Raw genomic sequence first — 20,146 nt, 5'->3', positions numbered from 1 at the left:
ACAGCTTATGCCGTGCTCTCCCGGGAGCCGAATTCCTTCTGGCCTCCCTCGCCCCGCAGATTGACGATGTGGTTGACCCGGTTGGGCGCTCCACACCTCCGCAAAAGGCTTGACCGTAGCGACGACGGTCGGGACCACACGGTTTTGCCGTACGCGCTCAGCGCTGTCCGTCTACACATGGCCGCGGACTCACAGGGACTACCCGCCCTGCCCGCACCTCTCGTGCCAACGCTGCCGCGTCCACCGCAACCCGGCCCGCGTTTCGAACGACTCGCGAACCGCCCCTCTTCGTGGGCCGGGCTGTTTCTATATATGCCGTAATTCCGAATTTCGGTAAAGTGGAATATTTTTGCGAGAAGGGGTTGACGGGGTGCGCGGTGTTTTGCCCGACGGACAGTTTCGTAGCTTCGTAGCAGCCATTAGATGGTGGCTACGAAGCTAGTGTCTCACGCCACCGCCGTATCCGGTATCCGCGCCGCTTCCATCGGCGCCTTGCCGCGGAGGAGGTCCGAGGCTCGGTCGGCGATCATCATGGTGGAGGCGTTGAGGTTCGCCGAGATCATGCGCGGCATCACCGAGGCGTCGATGACACGGAGGCCCTCCAGGCCGTGGACGCGGAGCTGGTCGTCGACCACCGCCCAGGTCGAGTCAGCCGGGCCCATGCGGCAGGTGCAACCGGGGTGGAAGGTGGTGGTGCCGCGCTCGGTGGCTGCCGCCAGGAATTCGTCGTCGGTGTTGATGTTGGGGCCGGGGAAATCCTCGTAGGCGTAGTAGGGCGAGAGCGGCGCGGATTTCAGGAGATTGCGCGCGAGCTTCATGCCGCCGACGATGACGCGGCGGTCGAGTTCGGCGTCAAGATAATTGGTCTGGATGATCGGCGGCGCGAACGGATCGTTGGAGCGAATGCGGACATAACCGCGGCTCTCCGGGCGCTGCTGCCAGGAGGCCACCGTCATGCCGGGCTCGTCCTCGAGCTGGCCCTGCACGCCTTCCTTGTAGGACGCCGGCGTGAAGGTGAGCTGGAGGTCGGAACTGTCGGCGCTCTCGCCGGAATGCCAGAAGCAGTAGACCATGGTCGGCGACAGCGAGAGCAGGCCTTTGCGCGCGGTCGCCCATTTCAGCGCCTCGATCCACAGCGAGAAGCCACGACGAAGCTCGTTGATGGTCTTGATGTCTTTGACGCGCGCCACCGTGCGCGGGGCGTAATGGTCCTGCAAACCCTCGCCGACAGGCAGCGCGTGGCGCACGGCGATGCCGTGAGCGCCGAGCAGCTCGGGCGAGCCGACGCCGGAGAGCTGCAGCAGCTGCGGCGAATTATAGGTGCCTCCGGAGAGGATCACTTCCTTGTTGGCGCGCACTTCGACCGGCGTGCCGCCGCGGCCACCCTTGGTGTAGCGCACGCCGACGGCGCGCTTGCCCTCGAAGATGATCTCGGTCGCATGCGCATGCGTATGCACATGCACGTTGGGCCGCTTCATCGCGGGCTTGAGGAACGCGGTCGAGCCGGAGACGCGCAGGCCCTTGTCGATGGTGCGCTGGCAGTAGGACACGCCCTCCTGCTTCGCACCGTTGTAATCGGGATTGCGGGGAATGCCGAGCGAGACCGCGCCTTCCATGAAGGCCTCGCAGAGCGGATCGCGCCACTCCATCGTGGTGACCGTGAGCTTGCCGTCGCGCCCGCGGAAGGTGTCCTCGCCCTCGCCGACCCGTTTCTCCAGCCGCTTGAAATAGGGCAGCACGTCGGCATAGCCCCAGCCGCGATTGCCCATCTGCGCCCAGGTGTCGAAATCCATGCGCTGGCCGCGGTTGTAGATGTGGCCGTTGATCGAGGACGAACCGCCGAGCGTCTTGCCGCGCGGCGCATAGATGCTGCGCCCGCCGGTGTAGGGCCCAACTTCCTGCTGGTAGGCCCAGTTGATGCTCTTCATATGGAAGGTCTTGATGAAACCCGCCGGCAGGTGAATGTAAGGGTGCCAGTCGCTCGGCCCGGCCTCCAGCACGCAGACGCTGGTGTTGGGATCTTCGCTGAGCCGGCTGGTGAGGACGCAACCGGCGGAGCCTGCGCCGACGATCACATAGTCAAATCTATCCATGGTGCCCCGGCCGCCTTTAGCGCGGCTTGTCGTTGAGTTGATATTCGAGATGAGCCTTCACCGTCGGCCATTCGGCCGCGGTGATGCTGTACACGACCGTGTCGCGCAGCGTGCCGTTCGGCGCGACCTGGTGGCTGCGCAAAATGCCGTCCTGCTTGGCCCCCAGGCGCTCGATGGCACGGCGGCTCTGGTGATTGAAGAAATGCGTGCGGAATTCGACCGCGATGCAGTTCAGGGTCTCAAAGGCGTGCGTGAGCAGCAACAGCTTGCACTGCGTGTTGAGGGGACCGCGTTGGGCGCTCTTGCCATACCAGGTCGAGCCGATCTCGACACGGCGGTTGGCGGCATCGATGTTCATATAGGTGGTCTGGCCGACGATCTCGCCGCCGGCGTCGAACACGGTGAACGGCAGCATCGAGCCCGCAGCCTGCAAGCCTAAACGGCGGTCGATCTCCTTGGCCACGTTCTCCGGCGTCGGAATCGCCGTATACCAGATCGTGTGGAGCTCGCCGTCCTTCACGGCCTGCACCAAGCCCTCGCGATGCTCCTTCGACAGCGGCTCGAGACGGGCGTGCTGTCCACGCAGGGTGATGGGATCAGGCCAGGGCATTTGAAGTTTCTCCTTACGTGCGGCGTCGCGTCATTGCGAGGAGCGAAGCAAATCCAGAATGCCAGTTCCTCATCCTGAGGAGCGCGTCTTCGCGCGTCTCGAAGGATGAAGGCCCGGCTGGTGGCCTCGCCCTTCGAGACGCGCGCGAGATGCGCGCTCCTCAGGGTGAGGGTCTGATAGTTGCCTCGCCTTCCGTCCAATGAGGGCTTGGCTCACTTGTTCAGAAAATTCAACGGCAAACCGCCGCGCGGCCAGTCCATGGCGACCAGCTCGCCCTTGCCTGACAGCGTGATGTAGGCGGTTTTCAGCCCGGGGCCGCCGAAGGCGATGTTGGTGGTGACGCGGTCGCCGGTCGGGACCTGCTCGACCAGGGTGCCATCAGGCGCGATCACCGAGATGCAGCCGGAGACAAGCGTGGCGACGCAGACATTGCCGTTGGCTTCCACCGCGAGCGAGTCGAACATCTGGTAGCCGCCGAGGCCGCAGATCGGTTTTCCCCGTTCGCCGCGATAGATCACGTCGCGCGGCTTCAGCGTGCCCGGCGCGGAGAGCTCATAGGCCCAGAGCCGGCCCGTGGGCGTCTCCGCGATGTAGACGGTGTTCTCGTCCGGCGAGAGACCGATGCCGTTGGCCGGCAGCACGCCGTGCACGACTTCCACGATCTCCTTCATGCCGGGCTTGAGATAATACATCCCGCCGACATCCATCTCGCGCGCGCGGCGCTTGCCGAGATCGGAGAACCAGAGGCCGCCATGCTTGTCGAATACGAGATCATTCGGCCCGCGCAGATCGTGCTCGCCGCACTTCGTCACGACGGTCTCGACCTTGCCGGATTGCAGATCGACGCGCTGGATCGAGCCGCCGAGATAATCCTCCGGCTGCGGACCCGGCATGATCATGTTGCGGGTCGGAATCCAGGAGAAGCCGCCATTGTTGCAGATGTAGATCTTGCCGTCGGGGCCCAGCGCCGCGCCGTTCGGGCCGCCCGGGACCTTGGCAACGATCTCCTTGCGGCCGTCGGGATAGACGCGGGTCAGGCGCTGGCCGCGGATTTCCACCAGCACCACCGAACCATCCGGCATCACGACCGGCCCTTCTGGAAATTCGAGGTCGGTGGCGAGAACGCGGACGTTGGACATGGGTACCTCCCGGCTTGCTTTTTTGGCTTGCACGGGATGTCCGGCGTCGGCCCCGCAGGCAAGTGTTGCCTGCGGTTATGACAAAGTCACCCGAGCTTGCCAAGCAAGCGGGATGGTATGCCAGCGTTGCAGCCTTACTGCTTCACCGGCACCCAGATTTCGAAGCCGCCATTGCCGGTCACGGGATCGAACTTCTCGTCATAGCGCTCGAAGTTCGGCGCGTCAGCCGCCTTCAGGCTCGAGGCCGGCAGCCATTGATTCCAGATCGTGTTGACGGTGCGCCTGATCGAGGCGACGTGGTCGGTGTGGGTGAACACGGCATAGCGCTGCTCGGGGATGCGGATGCGGCCGATCCCGCGCGGCAGATCGGAGAAGTTGGCAACCTCGACGCCGGCGATGTAATCGAAATTGCCGGAATCATCACCGTTGCAACACACGCCGTAAGCCACGTTGCCGACGCGTTCAGGGATGCCGGCGACCTCCTGATGGAAACGCTGCCACAGGCCGGGGATGGCGGCGCCGTTGTCGCAAGAGATACGCTCGGCAAGGCCGGCGACGAGGAAGGCCTTTGCGGTTTCGAAACGCGGGGCCGCGAGATCGTCTGATATGGTGGACTCCATGAGGATTGGCTCCCGAAGCTTGAGCTGGTTGACGCACGTCGCCGCCCTCACCGCTTCGGGCGTGGTGCCGAATTGGTCGCGGAACGCGCGGGTGAATGCTTCGTGCGAGCCGTAATCCGCCTCCAGCGCCAGCGACAGAATGTCCGGCGCGCCCTTGGCAAGACTGCGCGCCGCTTCCGTCAGCCGCCGTGCACGCACGTAACGCATCACCGACAGACCTGTGGCTGCGGCAAACGCACGCACCATGTGGAACCGCGACACGCCGCCGATCGCAGCAATCTCGTCGAGCGTCATCGGCTCGGCCAGATGGCTCTCGATGTACCAGAGCGCGCGCTGGGCTGGATTCATGGGTTACGACTCTCGTTCGAAGCGCGGCCATGATGCGCGCCGCCACTCCAGCGCGCTTGATCGGGATTGCGGTCCGCACCCCGGACGCTGAACTCGGGTGGGCAAAGGCGCATTTGCGCCGTGCCCACCATCTCCCACCATTGAGAAAGTTCGTGGGCACGCTTCGCTTTGCCCACCCTACGGCACCCCTACTTCGCATCCTTCGGCGGCGGCGCGTCTTGCTTCTTCTTCAAATCCTCGGCCTGCTTCGTCTGCGCGGCCTGGAGGTCGCCGATGGTCTTCTGCAAGCCGGCGAGGGTCACCTTCAGCGCATCGATCTGGCGGTTGGCACCATCGATCTTCTGCTGGTGATCGAGATTGAGCTTGGTGATGGTCTTGTGGAGGAAATCGACATTGCTCTGGAGACAACTCGTACGCCGCTCCATGGTCTTCTCGACCGTGCAGATCTCGATGCCGGGCACGTCCTGCGCGAGCACAGGCGTATGCGCGACGAGCGGTAACATGGCGAAACAAGCGGCGGCGAGCGTGCGCGGCATCCAGGTTCCTCGTCAAAATAATCACGGCAATGTGCGCCGATCGAGCGCGCCTTCCCGAAGCTACCACACTCGCACCGCATTCTCGCGTTGAGCTTGGCCTGTTCCCTTGGGCGGGGAGCAGTGAACCGCGCGCGGAAGAAGTGGGCGCTCCTTCTGCGGCTTTGATTAGGGGAGATTTTAGGAATGGCAACGCGCGATAGACGTCTGGCGGAATTCGATGGCGCGGGAGAGCCACCGCCTGGCCTGCCGGTCGAAGTGCTGTGCGAGGATCACAGCGGAACGTATCAACTGCCGTTCGCCTGCCGCTATGTCGAGGGCCGCTGGCAGAATCATGCGGCCGGGGTCCCGGTTGAAGCCACCGTCATTGGCTGGCGCGTCCCGCGCCTGAAGCATTCCGGCGTGGCCTGAAGGCAGGCTCCTGTCTCAAAATGCAACGGGGCCGCGCTCTGCCTTAACTAACGGAACGCGGCCCGAACGAATCACGTCCGAATCAGCCGTTTAGCCCTGTACGCGGCTGTTCACGGCTAGATGTCGACAAGGGCCAGCCGTCGCGCACAATATCTGCGCGAGCTACGAACGGCTTCCCGCCGGGAACCGACCCCAAAGGTTAATGATGACAAGGGCATAGTGGTCGGCGAGGGCGCAATGTGTCTTCGCCCCGGAAACAGGCAGAGCCGCATGCCGCCTGCCTAATATTCGACCTCGAGCTCTTCGATCTCGGCCGGCTCGTCTTTGGCGGCAGCGATCCATTCCTTCATCTCGGGCATCGCCATGATGGTATCGGCATAGGCCTTCAGAGGTGGCTCGAGCTTGACGTCATAGGTGACGAAGCGCGTCACCACGGGGGCGTACATCGCATCCGCCATGGTGCGCTTGTCGCCGAACAGGAACGGGCCGCCCGACTTCGCCAGGCAGTCGCCCCAGATGAACCAGACCCGGTCGATGTCGGCCTGCGCGCGAGACCAGATCTTGAAGCCCGGGAAATGCCCCTTCAGATTGACCGGCAGCGAGGCGCGCAGCGTGGTGAAGCCGGAATGGATTTCGCCGCAGATCGAGCGGCAATGGGCACGCTGGACGCGATCGGCCGGCAACAGGCCGGCATCCGGCATCGCCTCGTTGAGATATTCGGCGATCGCCAGCGTATCCCAGACCGTGGCGCCGTCGTGGCGCAGGCAGGGCACCAGGATCGAGGACGACAGCAGCAGAATTTCAGCACGCGCCGACGCGTCGTCCGGCGCGGTGACGATTTCCTCGAAATCGAGCCCGGAAAACTTCGTCAGCAGCCAGCCACGCAGCGACCAGGACGAGTAGTTCTTGCTGCTGACGGTCAGTGTCGCCTTCGTCATCTTGCCCTTCCCTCACGCCTGATATCGGCGCCCTGCCCGGCTTGCAGGCGTGCCCATTAGCTGTGCTTCCCGTAAAAAGAGCAGCAAGCGACGTGCCAATTTTACGGGCGTTTGACTCGCGTCTGGCTCCGATATTGCATGGCAGCACGGGACAGGTGGGCGCTTCAGTATGATGTCGATGTATTATCAGGCCTTTCAGAACCAAATGGACCTGACGGCGCCATGGCGGGCGGGAGCCTCGTCCGCGCTCAAATTCCTCAATCTGGTGCCGCAGGGCATGTCCGATCGGGTCGTCGGCCGGCTGTCGGCGGCGCTGGAGCTGATCTCGCGCTCCACCCTCACCTATCATCGCCCCGCCTACGGCATCGACTGCGTGATGGTGGGCAATCGCAAGGTCGGCGTCACCGAGGAGATCGCCTACGCGACGCCGTTCGGCTCGCTGCTGCACTTCAAGAAGGATGGCGTGGCGGAGCAGCCGCGTATGCTGCTGGTGGCGCCGATGTCCGGCCATTTCGCCACACTGCTGCGCGGCACCGTGAAGACACTGCTGCAGGACCACGACGTCTACATCACCGACTGGCACAATCCGCGCGACATTCCGCGCAGCGAAGGCCGCTTCGGGCTCGACGACTACACCGAGCATCTGATCGACTTCCTCGGACAGTTGGGTCCGCGGCCGCATATGGTGGCGATCTGCCAGCCTTCGGTCTCGGCGCTCGCGGCGGCAGCGATCATGTGCGAGGGCAACCATCCGTCGCGGCCTGCGACGCTGACGCTGATGGCGGGGCCGATCGACACACGGATCCAGCCCACGAAAGTCAACGACTTCGCCAAGAGCAAGCCGATCGAATGGTTCGAGCAGAACCTGATCAACTACGTGCCCGTGCAGTGCCGCGGCGCGTTGCGGAAAGTCTATCCCGGCTTCGTGCAGCTCACCGCCTTCGTCTCGATGAATCTCGAGCGCCACGTCAAGCAGCACATGGACCTCGCCAACCACATCGCCAAGGGCGAGAAGGAGAAGGCGGCCAGCATCAAGACCTTCTACGACGAATATTTCGCCGTGATGGATTTGCCGGCCGAGTTCTACATCGAAACCGTGCGCGACGTATTCCAGGAGCACCTGCTGCCGCAGGGTAAGCTGATGCATCGCGGCCGTCCCGTGGACACCAGGGCCGTCAGCCGCATGGGACTAATGACCGTCGAGGGCGAGAAGGACGACATCTGCTCGATCGGCCAGACGCTCGCGGCCCAAGACCTATGCACCGGCGTCCGCGCCTATCGCCGCGTCCATCACATGCAGGCCGGCGTCGGCCATTACGGCGTGTTCTCGGGCAAGCGCTGGAATAACGAGATCTATCCGCTGCTGCGGGATTTCGTGCACGTGAATGCGTGAGGCTGACCAGCGATCCCAGCAGGCTGCGCGCGTGATCTGGGTCACAATACTGCGCCAACCCGATTCGCCGGCAAGTTAAGGCCCTGAGAACGCCTCGCCGCGATACAGCCGGAAATTGCCCTCGACGCCGCCGCAGGGAGTCTGTAGCTCCCATGGAGCCGGACTCATTTGACAAAGCGGACTTGGGGTACCTTGGGGGTCCGCGACTGACGTCGTTGGTGCGAGAGCATGAAACTCAGGGGGCTTCTGACACTCGCGATGGCCGCGCAGGTCGCCGTGACCGCCGCGGCTCTTCTCGTCTCGTATGCCGTGACCGGACCCGGGTTCGGCGTTGCCCAGATCATTGCCCTGCTCGCAAGCGGCGCCGTTGCGGTGCTGATCGCGCGGCTCTGCACGGATACGATTGAAACGGCGCAGGACAAGCGCGCTGCCGTGCTGCTGGCCGAGCAGGCGCAGTCGAGCGCACAGATGACCCAGGCCGTCATCAAGACCGCGCTGGATGCTTTCGTTCAAACTGACGCGAACGGGATCATCCTGGAGTGGAGTCTTCAAGCCGAGGCGCTGACCGGATGGACGCGCAAGGAGGCGCTAGGCACTGACGTCGTCAACCTTCTCATCGCCGAGCCGCTCCGCGATGGTTTCAGGCAACGCATGATGCGCCTTCTGCCGGAGCTCTCGCATGCTCCGATCGGCATCCGGTTTGAGGCGACCCTGCGGCACCGGGAAGGCGACGAGATCCTGATCGCGGCTTCGAGCACCACGCTCCAGCTCGGCGGGCGCACCGTCATCAACAATTTCATCAAGGACGTCACCCGGACGCACGCCGCCGAGGAGCAACTGATCCAGGCGCAGAAGATGGAAGCGGTCGGCCAGCTCACCGGAGGCATCGCGCATGAATTCAACAACATGCTCACGGTGATCACGGGCACGATCGAGATCCTCGCCGATGCCGTGAAGGACAACCCGCCGCTCGCCACCATCACCAAGCTGATCAGCGAGGCCGCCGATCGCGGCGCGGCACTGACCTCGAGCCTGCTCTCCTTTGCGCGCAAGCAGGCGCTGCGGCCGGCCGATATCGACGTCAACGAACTGCTCGAAGAGCTCGCAAAGCTGCTGCTGGCGACCTTCGGCAAGAAGATCGAGATCTTGAGGAGGCTTGACGGCACCATCTGGCTCGCCTTTGCCGACCGCGGGCAGCTCTCCGCGGCGCTGCTCAACCTTGCGATCAACGCCCGCGACGCGATGCCTGAGGGCGGCAGGCTGACGCTGACGACGCGCAACGTGGTCTTCGGCGTACGCGAGGCCGTCTCGGTAGGAGCTGGATACGCCGGCGACTATGTCGAGATCCAGATTGCCGACACCGGCACGGGCATTCCGCAGGCCATTCTTGAACGTGTCTTCGATCCATTCTTCTCGACCAAGGAGGTCGGCAAGGGCACGGGCCTCGGGCTCAGCATGGTGTTCGGCTTCGTCAAGCAGTCGGGCGGCGGCATCAAGGTCGATTCCGCCGAAGGCAGCGGCACGACATTCACGATCTACCTGCCGAAGGCCGAAACCAGTGTGCTTCGCCCGACCGGCTATGACGAGCGCAAGATCGTGGGGGGTAAGGAAACCATCCTTTGCGTTGAGGACGACCGCGATGTCCGTCACTACGTCACGGTCCAGCTCGAAAGCCTCGGCTATAAGGTCATCCCCGCGACCAACGCGAACGACGCGCTCGCCATCGCGGCCCAGGGCACGCCCTTCGATCTGCTCTTCACCGATATCGTGATGGCCGGCGCCTTGAATGGACGGGAGCTCGCCGACCAGATGGTGACGGCGCGGCCCTCCTTACGGGTGCTGTTTACGTCGGGCTATGCTCACGACGCCCCGCACGGACCGGGACACGCCACCATGGGTGCGCCGCTTCTGACAAAGCCCTACCGCAAGGCCGAGCTCGCACGCATGCTGCGCCGCTCGCTCGACACCGCCGTCGATCCGGCGGGCGACCCGATCCCGACGCCCTATTCGGTACAGGCCGAGCTCGAAAGCTTTTTGCGCAAGCAGGAGGCCGACAGCGACGGCACGACGCGATCGCGACAATGAACTTTCCCTAGCTCATCCGCCGCCGCAGCGTTACCGACGGTGTCTCGCCGAATTTTTCGCGGTAGGCTCCAGCCATGCGACCGAGATGGGTGAAGCCGAGGTCGAAAGCGATGTCGGTGATGGAGACGTCCGCCGAAGCCCGCGCGAGCCGGGCATGGAGACCGGCGAGGCGCATGTCGAGCAGCATCGTCGAGATCGACACCCCGTAGTGTCGGCGGAAGCCAAGCTGAAGCGCACGGATGCCGATGCCGGACGCGCAGGCGAGCTGCGCGAGATCGAGCGGCTCACCGGCATTGTCCAAAAGATAGTCGCGCGCGGCGCGGAGTGCTCGCGGCAGACGCTCGGCCCCGCCCGAGAACGTTTCGATGGCATTCGACAGGCTGTGCCGCTGGCCATTGAGGAGATGATCGAGCAGCGCCTCGCGCCAGTCGGCCATCGCGACCGATGAAAGCCGGCCGGACGGCCCGAGCCCTTCGGCAAGCCTCATCAGTTCGGCAAGGCTGACTTGCAGCTGGCGGCCGGACGGCGCGTTCAGGTCGATCGCAGGATCAAACTCGACCGCGCCGGCTGTCCTGCCCGACAGCGCCGCGGCACGCTGCTCGACCATGCGGCGGTCGAGCAGCAAAATCGCTTGCGCACAGTCGCGCCACATCATCCGGGTCGGGACCGTCGGCGACAGCAGCGACGCCGTCCGGCCCGGCGCCGCATCGAATCCGCTGGCACCCGCACAAATGTGCGCGGTGCCCGTGAGCGGTATCTGCACCAGGAAAAAGCGATCGAGGCAGCCGGGATTGATGCCGACAGTCCCGCCATAGGCGACGTAGTTGACGGAAAAGCCGTCGAACGCGGCGCAATTGTGCCGGGCGGAGAAGCCGGGCGCCTGTGCCGGTGTCAGGTGATGCGGACAGAAGATGCGTCCGATCTGCTCGGCCGCCTCGTCGACGTCATCGGTGGTGACGCGAGCGAACTCCGCAAGCCTTTCGGCTTGGGAGCACCGCGTGCTCATTTCCTGCACGGCTGCGGACATCGTCGACCACGCTTCGCGTCACGGAATTGCTTTAAGCCTATAATAGTCCCGCGGGCGCGAAAAGGGCCGCGTCGCAAAATCCTCGTGCTGCATGGCAATAGCCACCTCTGGATTCGTTTAGCGGATAGACACCGCCTCGCACGTGGCCGAAGCTCGGTACCAGCCGGAGTTCATATGGAGGCGAGCATGACTGCACTCGACAAGGGCATTACCGCTGTTGGCACAGGCTATGGCGGCACGACCTGGAATATCCTGGGTCAGGTCTATTTCCCCAAGGCCATCACCGAGTCCACTTTCGCGTTCGAGACCAACAGCGATCCCGGCCAGTTCGTGCCGGTACACATCCATCCGACCCAGGACGAGTTCATCCTGGTGCAGGAGGGCACGCTGGACCTCAAGCTCGACGGCCAATGGGTCAAGGCCCATGCCGGCGATCTCGTGCGCCTGCCGCGCGGCATTCCGCATGGCTATTTCAACAAATCCGACAAGCCGGCCCGCGCGTTGTTCTGGGTCTCGCCGATGCAGAAACTGGAGGCGTTGTTCAATCAGCTCCACAATCTGACCGACCCCGCCGAAGTCGTACGCATCTCGGCGCTGCATGAGGTCAATTTCCTGCCGCCCGAGGCCAACGACTAGGCCAAGCAACCAGGCAAGCCGCCCTCCTCGTCCACTTTCGTCTGCTTGCTGGTCCGCCGGCCGCGCCTTGCGGCCGAACGAGGCCGCTCGCGTGCGAAACACATGATTGCGAGCCATCCCATGGTCAGTCCAAAGCATGTCTGCGTGATCGGCGCCGGCGTCTCCGGCCTCGCCACTGCAAAAGCGTTCTCCGCCCGCGGCCACCGCGTCACCATCGTCGAGCGCAGCGCCGATCTCGGCGGCGTCTGGGAGCCGGCGCGGTCGTATCCGGGGGTGCAGACACAAAGCCCCAAGGATCTCTACCGCTATACGGATCGCGCCATGCCGGACTCCTATCCGGAATGGCCGACCGGGCCGCAGGTCCACGCCTATCTCGCCGACTACGCGAAGAGCTTCGGCCTCGACCGCATGCTGCTCCTCAACACTGCGGTCGCCGGCATGGCGCGACGCGCCGACGGCAGACCGGGCTGGACGCTCGCGCTATCAGGCCAGGACGGTACGACCACGAACGAGGATTTCGATTTCGTCGCGGTGTGTACCGGGCAGTTCAACGAGCCGCGCGAGCTGCATTGCCCCGGCGAGGACGGCTTTCTTGCACAGGGCGGGCAGATCCTCCATTCGTCGAAATACAGCGATCCCACGCTGGCGAAAGGACTCCGCGTCGTCGTGCTCGGCGGATCGAAGTCGGCGACCGACATCGCCGTGAACGCGGTGAAATCAGGCGCGCGCGAGGTCACCATCGTGATGCGCGAGCCGGTCTGGCGCATCCCCTATTTCATCGGCGGGCTCGTGAACTTCAAGCGCATTCTCTACATCCGTGCGCAGGAGGAGATGTTTCCGGGCTGGGGCATCGGCGCGATGTCGCGACTGGCTTACCGCATCGCCGCGCCCTTGATCTGGGCCAACTGGCGCGGGCTTGAGAGCCTGTTGAAGGCGCAGCTCAAGCTCAACCGATGCAAGATGGTGCCGAAGGAGCGGATCGAGGACGGCGTCAACTGCTCGGTACCGATCGCAACGCCCGGCTTCTACCCGATGGTTGCAGACGGCCGGATCAAGGCCGTGTTCGGCAGCTTCGACCGTTACGAAGGCGACACCATCGTGACGAGCGGCGGCGAGCGCATCAACGCCGACATCGCGGTGCTCGCGATCGGCTACAAGCTCGGCGTGCCCTTCCTGCCGGATGCTTGTCAGGCAAAGCTGGTCGACGCGGATGGGCAGTATCGGCTCTACCGCCTGATCGCCAATCCCGATCTGCCTGACCTCGGCTTCGTCGGCTTCAACTCGTCGTTCTGCACCGTGCTCTGCGCCGATCTCGCCGCAAACTGGCTGGTACGCTACGCCGACGGGCAACTCGCCAACCAGCCGACGGCACAGCAGATGGGCGACAACATCGAGATGATGCTGCACTTCAAGCGCGTGGAGCGGCCGGCCGCCGGCGTCTATGGCGGCTTGTGCGTCGCGCCTTATCACTATCGCCATTTCGACGAGCTGATGGCCGACATTGGCGCCAAGACCCGGAAGCGCGGCGGGCTCGCCGGACACTTCCTGCCGCCCGACGCCGATGCCTACGCAAAATTCCTGACGTCAGCGCCGGAGTACCGGGCGGCGGGATGAGATCGGAGAATCCCATTTGCGGCTCGCCAGGCCGCGGGTTGATGCTTACGATCCCATGGCCAACGAATCTCCGGGACATGGGAACTCGCCATGAGACGACGATGTCACGCCGCTGCGGCCGTGGCCGCGCTTGGGCTGATCCTCTCGACGCCCGCCGCAAGCCGGGCGCAAACGCTCACGACGACACAATCGGAAGCGCAGGCCGCCTACGATCGCGCGCTCGGCGATTTCAAATCGGTCCTTGCTGAGCGGCGCCGCCAGATCGAGGCAAAACAGCCCCTGCCCAACCTGCCGGGCCAAGCGCTCTATCTCGCGCGCGTCGCTGTCATCAGCACCTACAAGGATCTCACCGACGCCATGCCGTCGCGGATCGGCAAGCCGAACAAGTTCGGGATTCCGCCTGCCTATTTCGATGCCGCGATCGAGCAGCTGGTTGACGAATATGCAGACGTCTTCGAGATCATGGAGGCGGCGCCCGCGAGCGCGCAGAATTCGGCGACGCCATTCAAGGACGTCGTCGATCTCGGCACCGCGATTGCGCGCGCCAAGGGACTTGCGCCTGTTGACGCTGAAGCCGCCGGACGCATCAGCCTCGGGCTATTCTACGCCGAGACCAACGGCAAGCAGAACGTCCGCAATGCGCGCTCGAACACCTATATGGGCAGTTTCCAGACCGGCCCGTCGGAGGACCGCAACGGCCAGCGCAAATGGGAGGCGATCAAGGGCACGATCGCGGCAACCGATCCCGCGTTGAACGCGCGCGACGACAAGGAAGAGGCGCGATCCCGCGGGACCGATCGCCGATTCAATCACTGGACCAATGTGCGCGACGGCCTCATGAGCGCGCATGCGGAGCTGTTCGCCGAGATTCCGGCGATCGCGAAGACCCTGCCAGATCCGATCGACCAAATGAAGCTGTTCGAGCTGATCCAGATTATCCCGACGCCGACGCGGTCCGCGCTGAAGTCGGGCGATCTGCTGAACTACAGGGTATCCAGTCCCACCATCATGAAGCACCTGCGCAACAACAGCATCCTCGCCTTCGGCAAGGCCGACCGGGCGCGAAGCTCGGCCAGCTTCCGCGAGATTCTTGGCTCGATGTGGCTGTTCAAGCGGAAGTTCGAGAAGGCGATGGTGAAATACGCGGAGATCAAGCCGCGCTGACCGAAGCGCCTAGTTCTCCATCCTGTAACCGTCTGTGAGCGTCTTCAGGAAGGCGATGATATCGGCCATGTCCTGATCCGTCATTGCCGGCTTGTCGTCGAGATGACGATCGAACGGCGGATCGGTCACGTCGACATTGGCATGGTATTTTTGCGGAATGTCGTCGAATTTTTGTACGGCGCCGTCGGCCGCGCGCGAAAACACCTTCTCCGGGTTGGTGTCGCGGAAATTGTAGAAATCCATCACCTGTTCGAGGGTTTTGAAGACGCCGTTGTGGAAGAAGGCGTGACGCGTCGCGGTGTTGCGCAGCGTCGGCGTCAGGAACATGCCGCAATATTGCGTCTGCTCGGAGACGTCGGTGCGATGCGGGCCGCAGACGCCGAGATCGAAATAGCCGGGATCCTGGTTGCCCGCGAGCGCGGCGTTCCGTGGCGCGCCGAGCGCTTCATATTGATGATCGGTAAACATCGGCGGCAAGCCGTCGCGGGTCGGCGCCGAGGTGTGGCAGCCCGCGCAGTTCGCCTTGTCGGGGTCGTTGAACAATTGCAGGCCGCGCATTTCGCTCTCCGACAACCGCGCCTTGCCCTCGAGCCAATAGTCGTACTTGCTGCTATAGGAATGGAAGCTCGGCTCTTCGACCTGGTAACGCGCAACCGCAAACATCGCTTCCGCAATCAGCAGCCGCTGATTCCTCAGCACGCCGGCGCCGAACAGCTCGACGAAGCGGTTGACATAAGGCGCGCGGCGCAGCTTGTCGGCCACGATCTCTGCGCTGCCACCGTCCATCTCGTTGGCGTCGAGCAGCGGAAACAGCGCCTGATCCTGAAGCGTATCGGCACGGCCGTCCCAGAACAGGCCGCCCTGCGGCACGATGTTCGCCGAGGCTCCCGTGCCGCCCGCGGTCTTGGTGGTACGCGCGGCCGGCCGGCCGAGCGCGGCCATCTGCGCGAGGTCGATGATGTTGTCGTCGTCGCCCTTATCAGGACCGATACTGAAATTCGGCTGGCGATCGAGATAAGTCAGCGACGGCACCGCGCGTGCGCCCTGCCGCGAGAGACTGGCGCCGCCGAGCATCACCGGCCCGTCGTTGGGCGGGCCATAGGCGTGATCCGGGCTGTGACAGGATGCGCAAGTCAGGGAGCCGGACGACGACAGCGAAGCGTCGTAAAAAATCTCCTTGCCGAGCTGCGCCATCGCGGACAACGGGGCGATGGGCGGACGCATGAGGCGAATCGGGTTTGGGTTCGTGCCGGCCGGGTTCGCTTCTGCAAGTCCTTGCGTCTCGGCTGCAAAGACAGCGCCGGCCAGAGTGAGCAGGCCGGCGCAGAGGAGCCACAAGGTGCGGCTGTTCATTATCTCGTCCCGTTGGACTAGTGGTGGTGGTGCTCGTCCGGCGGGCTGACCATCACCGTGCCCGTGGTCGGATCAAGGAACAACGCATCGGTGCGGAAGTCATGGCTATGATCATGGTCGAAGTCGAACAGGTCCATGATCGATCCGGAGGTGGCATCGAACGAGCCACCACCGAGACGCTCGCCGCGCAGCCAATTGTCCTCGATGAAGCGAACCACCGAAGCCTGGGTCGTATAGGTGTGGCTGACGAAGTTGGTCTTGGCGTAGGGCGAGACCACGATCAGTGGAACGCGCGTTCCCGGACCGCAGCGGCCGTTCACCGGCTTGCCGCTGAGGCCCTTCGGCGCCGGCTGCTTGGTCGGGCCAAGGCCGCACAGGCCGGGGCCATTGACCTGATCGGCGGTCGCATCATACGAGGCATTCTTCGGCGCAACATACTGGTGATCGTACCAGCCGTCGGAGTCGTCATAGGTGATGATGACGGCGGTCTCGCGCCATTCCGGCAGCTTCTGGAGGAAGTTGATCAGCTCGACATTGCCGGCCTGCTCGTCGAGCGGGTCGGAGTTGCCGGCATGACCGTCCTGGAAGGCCGGCATCTTGACGTAGGAGACAGCCGGAAAGTTGCCGGCCTTGATCGCGGCATAGAGGTCTTCAAGGTCGTAATTGTGGTTGGCGGGATCGACCTTGCCGTTGAAGTCATGCGTATGGCCGATCGCGTGCACCGAGCTCGGCCGCGCATGGGTCGGGTTGGCCGTGGATGCGTGATACTGGAAGAAGGCGTGGTGCGGAATGTAGTCGACGATGGTGCCGTTGACGTTGGTCGAGAACGTGCTGCGGGCGCAACCGGTGGTGCCGTTGGCGTTCTTGAGGGTCAGGTCGAAGCCGCCCATGAAGCTGCCCCAGCTGATACGCTGGTCAGTGAGCAGGTCGCCGATGTTCTTGCCGCCCATCAGCATGGCGCTGGTCGTGCTGGAGCAGGCGTCATTGCCGGGATCGGTGTCACCGGTCAGGGTCAGGCCGCCCTGGCCATCCGCGATCGACGCCGTGGTGCCGATGACCGGCTGCACGCCGTTGGTCTGGCCACCGACCACTTCCAGCATGCCAGGCGTCGAAGGACCGAACGTGTCGGTCCAGTTGTTGTCGCTCATGGCGAAGTGCTGGGCGTAGTTCCAGAGGCCGGTGACGGTGTTGCCGTCAAAATAGCCCATCACCTGACCGTTGGTGCCGAACGCGCCGGCGCCGCCGGCAGTACCGCGGCCGGTGAATTTCGGGAACAGATCGTCCTTGCCGTTGTCGACGGCCTGCTGCTCAGGCGTATAGGAGTGGTTCTGCGAACGCGTGTTGGCCTGGGTGCGGTCGAGCCGGAACGGGTCCGTCGCGCCGGTGCCGTTGGCCGCATTGTTGTTCGGGTTGTTCACCAGCAAATTGGCATTGGCGAGGTTGTTGACCCGGGGCGTATGCGCCTTCGGCACGAAGGGGATCGCGCCCGACGGATTGGCCGCGTTCGGATAGGTCGCGAAATAATGGTCGAACGAGCGGTTCTCGTTGAATATGATCACGAGATGCTTGATCGGCGTTTCCGTATGAATCTCATGCGGATGGCGATGATCGCGGTCGTGATCATGACCGAACTCTTCTGCCAGCACCGGAATGCTGTACGCAAGGGTCGTCGCGGCCGCGAAAACCGCTGCCGTCGTCAAAAATCTGGATTTCATTTTTGTGTGCCCTGAAGGAATGACCCGACGACGGTAGCGATCACGGGTGACAGAGCTGTGTCAGTTTGACGCGAGAGACACTTTGCGAAGTTGTTGGGACAAGAAATTTTACAGGCGCCGCTCGCCGGAGGCTTGAGCCCCGCAGCATCCGAACCGCGGAACCGTTGAGACTCATCGATCGAGTGAGGCTAGAAACTCGTTGGCGACTGCACGCCATCGCTCGGGATAGAGCCGCAGCAAATGGCCGTCGCCGGGAACGCCGTGCAGCAGCTCGAAGCGCGCGTTGCCGCCGGCGGCGGCGAACGCCTGCTGATATTCGCGGATCAGTTCTTCCTTGTAGAGACGGTCGTTGTCGGCATAGAGCCAGAGCTGCTTGACTTTGGCGCCCGCGTCGCGGCCTGCATTCGCGTAATATGGCGTGGTCACCGGTCCGTACGGGTACCAGCCGCCGCAGAAGTTCACCACGCCCAAGATCTCGCCAGGCTTGAGGCCGGCATAGTGCATGGCGAGAAAGCCACCACGCGACTGGCCGGCGAGCAGCACCTTGCCCGGCTTGACGCCAGGCCGCGTGCGGCCATAGGCAATCGCGGACTCGAGATCCTCGACGCCCTCGGCAACGCCGGCCGAGACATCGATCAGGCCGCCGTCGTGATCGCGTCCGAAATTCTCCTCGCCATTGATGCCCTCGGAGTTGCCACGCCCACGGCGCATCAGCACCAGCACCGCAAATCCGTTGTCGCGCAGCCAGTGCGCCTCAGTCGAAAACGACCAGGACCTGAGCTGATTCCGGCCGATGTCGGATCCATGGGTGAAGATCGCGAGCGGTGCCGGCCCCGGCCCCGACGGCGGATAGAAAGTGCCATCGAGCGTGATCGGCCGTGTGCCATCAGGCGTGCGAACCGTGAGATGCGGAATCCGCACGCGCTCGCCAGGCCACGGCCAGTCATTTGGACGATCGCCTGCAGCAAGACGCGCTGGATCGGTGCGTACCAGCGCTCCGGAGGTGACGGCGCCATTCTTGAGCGTGGCCGTCATGTACAACCGATCCGGTCCGTCGAACGCATAACGGAAGATGCGAAATCCCGTCATCGTCAGCACGCCGTCCACGACCGTCGCCTGGTCCCGCCACCATTCGCGATTCATGCCGTTGAAGGCCGAGTCCGACCGGGCGAAGACGAGGTCCGCATGCCCGTCAGCCCTGACGTGCTCGACCACGAGGACGTGCCTGTCATCTTGCCAGGTCCCGATCCACGCGCCCTCGAAGCGCGCGATCTCGGGCGGCACGTCGGACGCCGGCGGCTCCATGTCGAACCGCGGCGGCAACGGGACGATGGTCTCGGGATCGACCGTTAGCGGTTGGGCCTGAGCGCTCTGCATCATCAGGATCAGCGACACCATCGCGGCTGCAACCCGACCTCCAAGCATGTGCGTCCAGTCGAAATTCAATGTGGCGGATAGACCTATTCGGTGCGGATCGGCGAGTCCTTCAGGCCGTTATCGTCATAGGCCTTGCGCAAGGTGCCGTTCGTCACCGCCTCGTTCATGAACTTGGTGACGAACGCCAAGGCTTGGCTGTGGCCGAGCGGGACCGCAATGGCCGTCACCGTCTTCTTGAACGTCTCGTCCAGCACCTTTGTCCCCGGAAGCTTCTGCGCCATCTTGTTGAGCTGGTCGCGCGACAGCGCAAAGGCATCGATCTCGCCACTCTTCAGAAGGCCAAAGATTTCGTCGTAGGTCTGATAGCCCGTGACTTTCGCGTTCTTCAGATGCGCAACGGCGCCGCGCATCGTGGTGGTGGCGTTGACCGCCGCGACCTTGATGCCCACCTGGTCGAGCGTGGCGAAATTGGTGACGCTCGAACCCGCCTTGACGATATAGGTGGCGTCCGCAACCTCGTAGATCGGGCCGAACATCATCTTGGTCTCGCGTTCGGGATCTTTCGGCAACCAGGTGACGTCCCAGTCGACCTTGCCGGCCGCGTCGGTGATCTGTCCGGAATTCTGGTACACGACATATTCGACGGGAATGCCGAGTTGCGCGGCCATCTCCTTGCCGAGATCGACAGGGACGCCGGCATAACCGGCTTCGGTCTTGGTCGACCAGAACGCCCCGCCCGCCGGGCTGATCGCAATCGCGACCCGTAGCTTGCCGGTTGGCGCGATCTCGTCCTTCAGGCCATCGGCTAGCGCGGGCATGGCGACCACCGCGGCGAGAACGAGGCCGGCGCAAGCCGACCAGAATGGCGTTGGCATGTCATTGCCTCCTCGCGTTTCTTCTTTTGTGTCTGCTTCATTCCGCCCGCCTCGCGCCCGCCGCGCGGCCTACAATTCTGGCTGATCATCGGCTCCTTGAAAAGCGGCATCTCATGACAAACTTCAAGTCCGTTTGCGGTGCAAGGCCTGTGACCACCATGGCTATGGCGGTTCCACGGCCGGGCATTTGTTGATAACCTCCCGCACCGACAGAC

At 63.8% G+C, this 20,146-nt stretch carries 17 protein-coding genes; 6 read left to right on the top strand and 11 right to left on the bottom strand.

What is annotated here, in order from left to right:
- Positions 1 to 446: 446 nt before the first annotated feature.
- The 5 genes from ABIA96_RS12770 to ABIA96_RS12750 form a co-directional block, all read right to left on the bottom strand.
- Positions 447 to 2,093 (bottom strand): GMC family oxidoreductase, encoded by a 1,647-nt coding sequence (locus ABIA96_RS12770; protein WP_354137402.1) that lies wholly within the window; start codon positions 2,091 to 2,093, stop codon positions 447 to 449.
- A 16-nt stretch (positions 2,094 to 2,109) separates the two neighbouring features.
- Positions 2,110 to 2,703, bottom strand: a complete 594-nt coding sequence (locus ABIA96_RS12765; RefSeq protein WP_354137401.1) for a GNAT family N-acetyltransferase — start codon at positions 2,701 to 2,703, stop codon at positions 2,110 to 2,112.
- Between the two features lie 212 nt (positions 2,704 to 2,915).
- Positions 2,916 to 3,842 carry an SMP-30/gluconolactonase/LRE family protein gene (locus ABIA96_RS12760; protein WP_354137400.1) on the bottom strand — a complete coding sequence of 309 codons (927 nt, stop codon included), beginning with the start codon at positions 3,840 to 3,842 and terminating at the stop codon, positions 2,916 to 2,918.
- Positions 3,843 to 3,976: 134 nt separating this feature from the next.
- The gene (locus ABIA96_RS12755; protein ID WP_354137399.1) at positions 3,977 to 4,810 is read right to left on the bottom strand and encodes a GyrI-like domain-containing protein; all 834 of its coding nucleotides are present in this window, start codon (positions 4,808 to 4,810) and stop codon (positions 3,977 to 3,979) included.
- 188 nt (positions 4,811 to 4,998) lie between these two features.
- Positions 4,999 to 5,346, bottom strand: a complete 348-nt coding sequence (locus ABIA96_RS12750) for a hypothetical protein (RefSeq protein ID WP_354137398.1) — start codon at positions 5,344 to 5,346, stop codon at positions 4,999 to 5,001.
- Between the two features lie 183 nt (positions 5,347 to 5,529).
- Here ABIA96_RS12750 and ABIA96_RS12745 point away from each other — a divergent pair, with 183 nt between their 5' ends.
- Positions 5,530 to 5,754: a hypothetical protein gene (locus tag ABIA96_RS12745; RefSeq protein WP_354137397.1), complete on the top strand. Its 225-nt coding sequence runs from the start codon at positions 5,530 to 5,532 to the stop codon at positions 5,752 to 5,754.
- Between the two features lie 281 nt (positions 5,755 to 6,035).
- On the opposite strand, the gene ABIA96_RS12740 is transcribed toward ABIA96_RS12745, so the two are convergent.
- The gene (locus ABIA96_RS12740; RefSeq protein WP_354137396.1) at positions 6,036 to 6,692 is read right to left on the bottom strand and encodes a glutathione S-transferase family protein; all 657 of its coding nucleotides are present in this window, start codon (positions 6,690 to 6,692) and stop codon (positions 6,036 to 6,038) included.
- Positions 6,693 to 6,861: 169 nt separating this feature from the next.
- On the opposite strand from ABIA96_RS12740, the gene ABIA96_RS12735 reads away from it, so the two are divergent.
- Positions 6,862 to 8,085 carry a polyhydroxyalkanoate depolymerase gene (locus tag ABIA96_RS12735; RefSeq protein ID WP_354137395.1) on the top strand — a complete coding sequence of 408 codons (1,224 nt, stop codon included), beginning with the start codon at positions 6,862 to 6,864 and terminating at the stop codon, positions 8,083 to 8,085.
- Between the two features lie 228 nt (positions 8,086 to 8,313).
- Entirely contained in the window at positions 8,314 to 10,170 is a 1,857-nt protein-coding gene (locus ABIA96_RS12730) for an ATP-binding protein (protein WP_354137394.1), read from the top strand.
- Positions 10,171 to 10,177: 7 nt separating this feature from the next.
- On the opposite strand, the gene ABIA96_RS12725 is transcribed toward ABIA96_RS12730, so the two are convergent.
- Positions 10,178 to 11,197, bottom strand: a complete 1,020-nt coding sequence (locus ABIA96_RS12725; protein WP_354137393.1) for an AraC family transcriptional regulator — start codon at positions 11,195 to 11,197, stop codon at positions 10,178 to 10,180.
- A gap of 186 nt (positions 11,198 to 11,383) precedes the next feature.
- On the opposite strand from ABIA96_RS12725, the gene ABIA96_RS12720 reads away from it, so the two are divergent.
- The 3 genes from ABIA96_RS12720 to ABIA96_RS12710 all read left to right on the top strand — a co-directional run bounded on the left by ABIA96_RS12720 (position 11,384) and on the right by ABIA96_RS12710 (position 14,611).
- Positions 11,384 to 11,833 (top strand): cupin domain-containing protein, encoded by a 450-nt coding sequence (locus tag ABIA96_RS12720; RefSeq protein WP_354137392.1) that lies wholly within the window; start codon positions 11,384 to 11,386, stop codon positions 11,831 to 11,833.
- Positions 11,834 to 11,953: 120 nt separating this feature from the next.
- Positions 11,954 to 13,447, top strand: a complete 1,494-nt coding sequence (locus ABIA96_RS12715) for a flavin-containing monooxygenase (RefSeq protein ID WP_354137391.1) — start codon at positions 11,954 to 11,956, stop codon at positions 13,445 to 13,447.
- A 90-nt stretch (positions 13,448 to 13,537) separates the two neighbouring features.
- Positions 13,538 to 14,611 carry a hypothetical protein gene (locus tag ABIA96_RS12710; protein WP_354137390.1) on the top strand — a complete coding sequence of 358 codons (1,074 nt, stop codon included), beginning with the start codon at positions 13,538 to 13,540 and terminating at the stop codon, positions 14,609 to 14,611.
- A 9-nt stretch (positions 14,612 to 14,620) separates the two neighbouring features.
- Here ABIA96_RS12710 and ABIA96_RS12705 read toward each other — a convergent pair whose 3' ends face one another.
- From ABIA96_RS12705 to ABIA96_RS12690, 4 genes are all read right to left on the bottom strand, one after another.
- Positions 14,621 to 15,964 (bottom strand): cytochrome-c peroxidase, encoded by a 1,344-nt coding sequence (locus ABIA96_RS12705; RefSeq protein WP_354137389.1) that lies wholly within the window; start codon positions 15,962 to 15,964, stop codon positions 14,621 to 14,623.
- 17 nt (positions 15,965 to 15,981) lie between these two features.
- Positions 15,982 to 17,679, bottom strand: a complete 1,698-nt coding sequence (locus tag ABIA96_RS12700) for an alkaline phosphatase family protein (RefSeq protein ID WP_354137388.1) — start codon at positions 17,677 to 17,679, stop codon at positions 15,982 to 15,984.
- A 171-nt stretch (positions 17,680 to 17,850) separates the two neighbouring features.
- Positions 17,851 to 19,104 (bottom strand): alpha/beta hydrolase family protein, encoded by a 1,254-nt coding sequence (locus ABIA96_RS12695; RefSeq protein ID WP_354137387.1) that lies wholly within the window; start codon positions 19,102 to 19,104, stop codon positions 17,851 to 17,853.
- A 35-nt stretch (positions 19,105 to 19,139) separates the two neighbouring features.
- Positions 19,140 to 19,931, bottom strand: coding sequence for a transporter substrate-binding domain-containing protein (locus ABIA96_RS12690; RefSeq protein WP_354137386.1), 792 nt, complete (start codon positions 19,929 to 19,931; stop codon positions 19,140 to 19,142).
- Between the last annotated feature and the right edge of the window lie 215 nt (positions 19,932 to 20,146).

It is taken from the genome of Bradyrhizobium sp. LB11.1 (assembly GCF_040549385.1).
Classification (GTDB): Bacteria; Pseudomonadota; Alphaproteobacteria; order Rhizobiales; family Xanthobacteraceae; genus Bradyrhizobium.
Note: the sequence above shows the minus strand (reverse complement) of the source record. Positions and strands in the feature narration are given on the sequence as shown.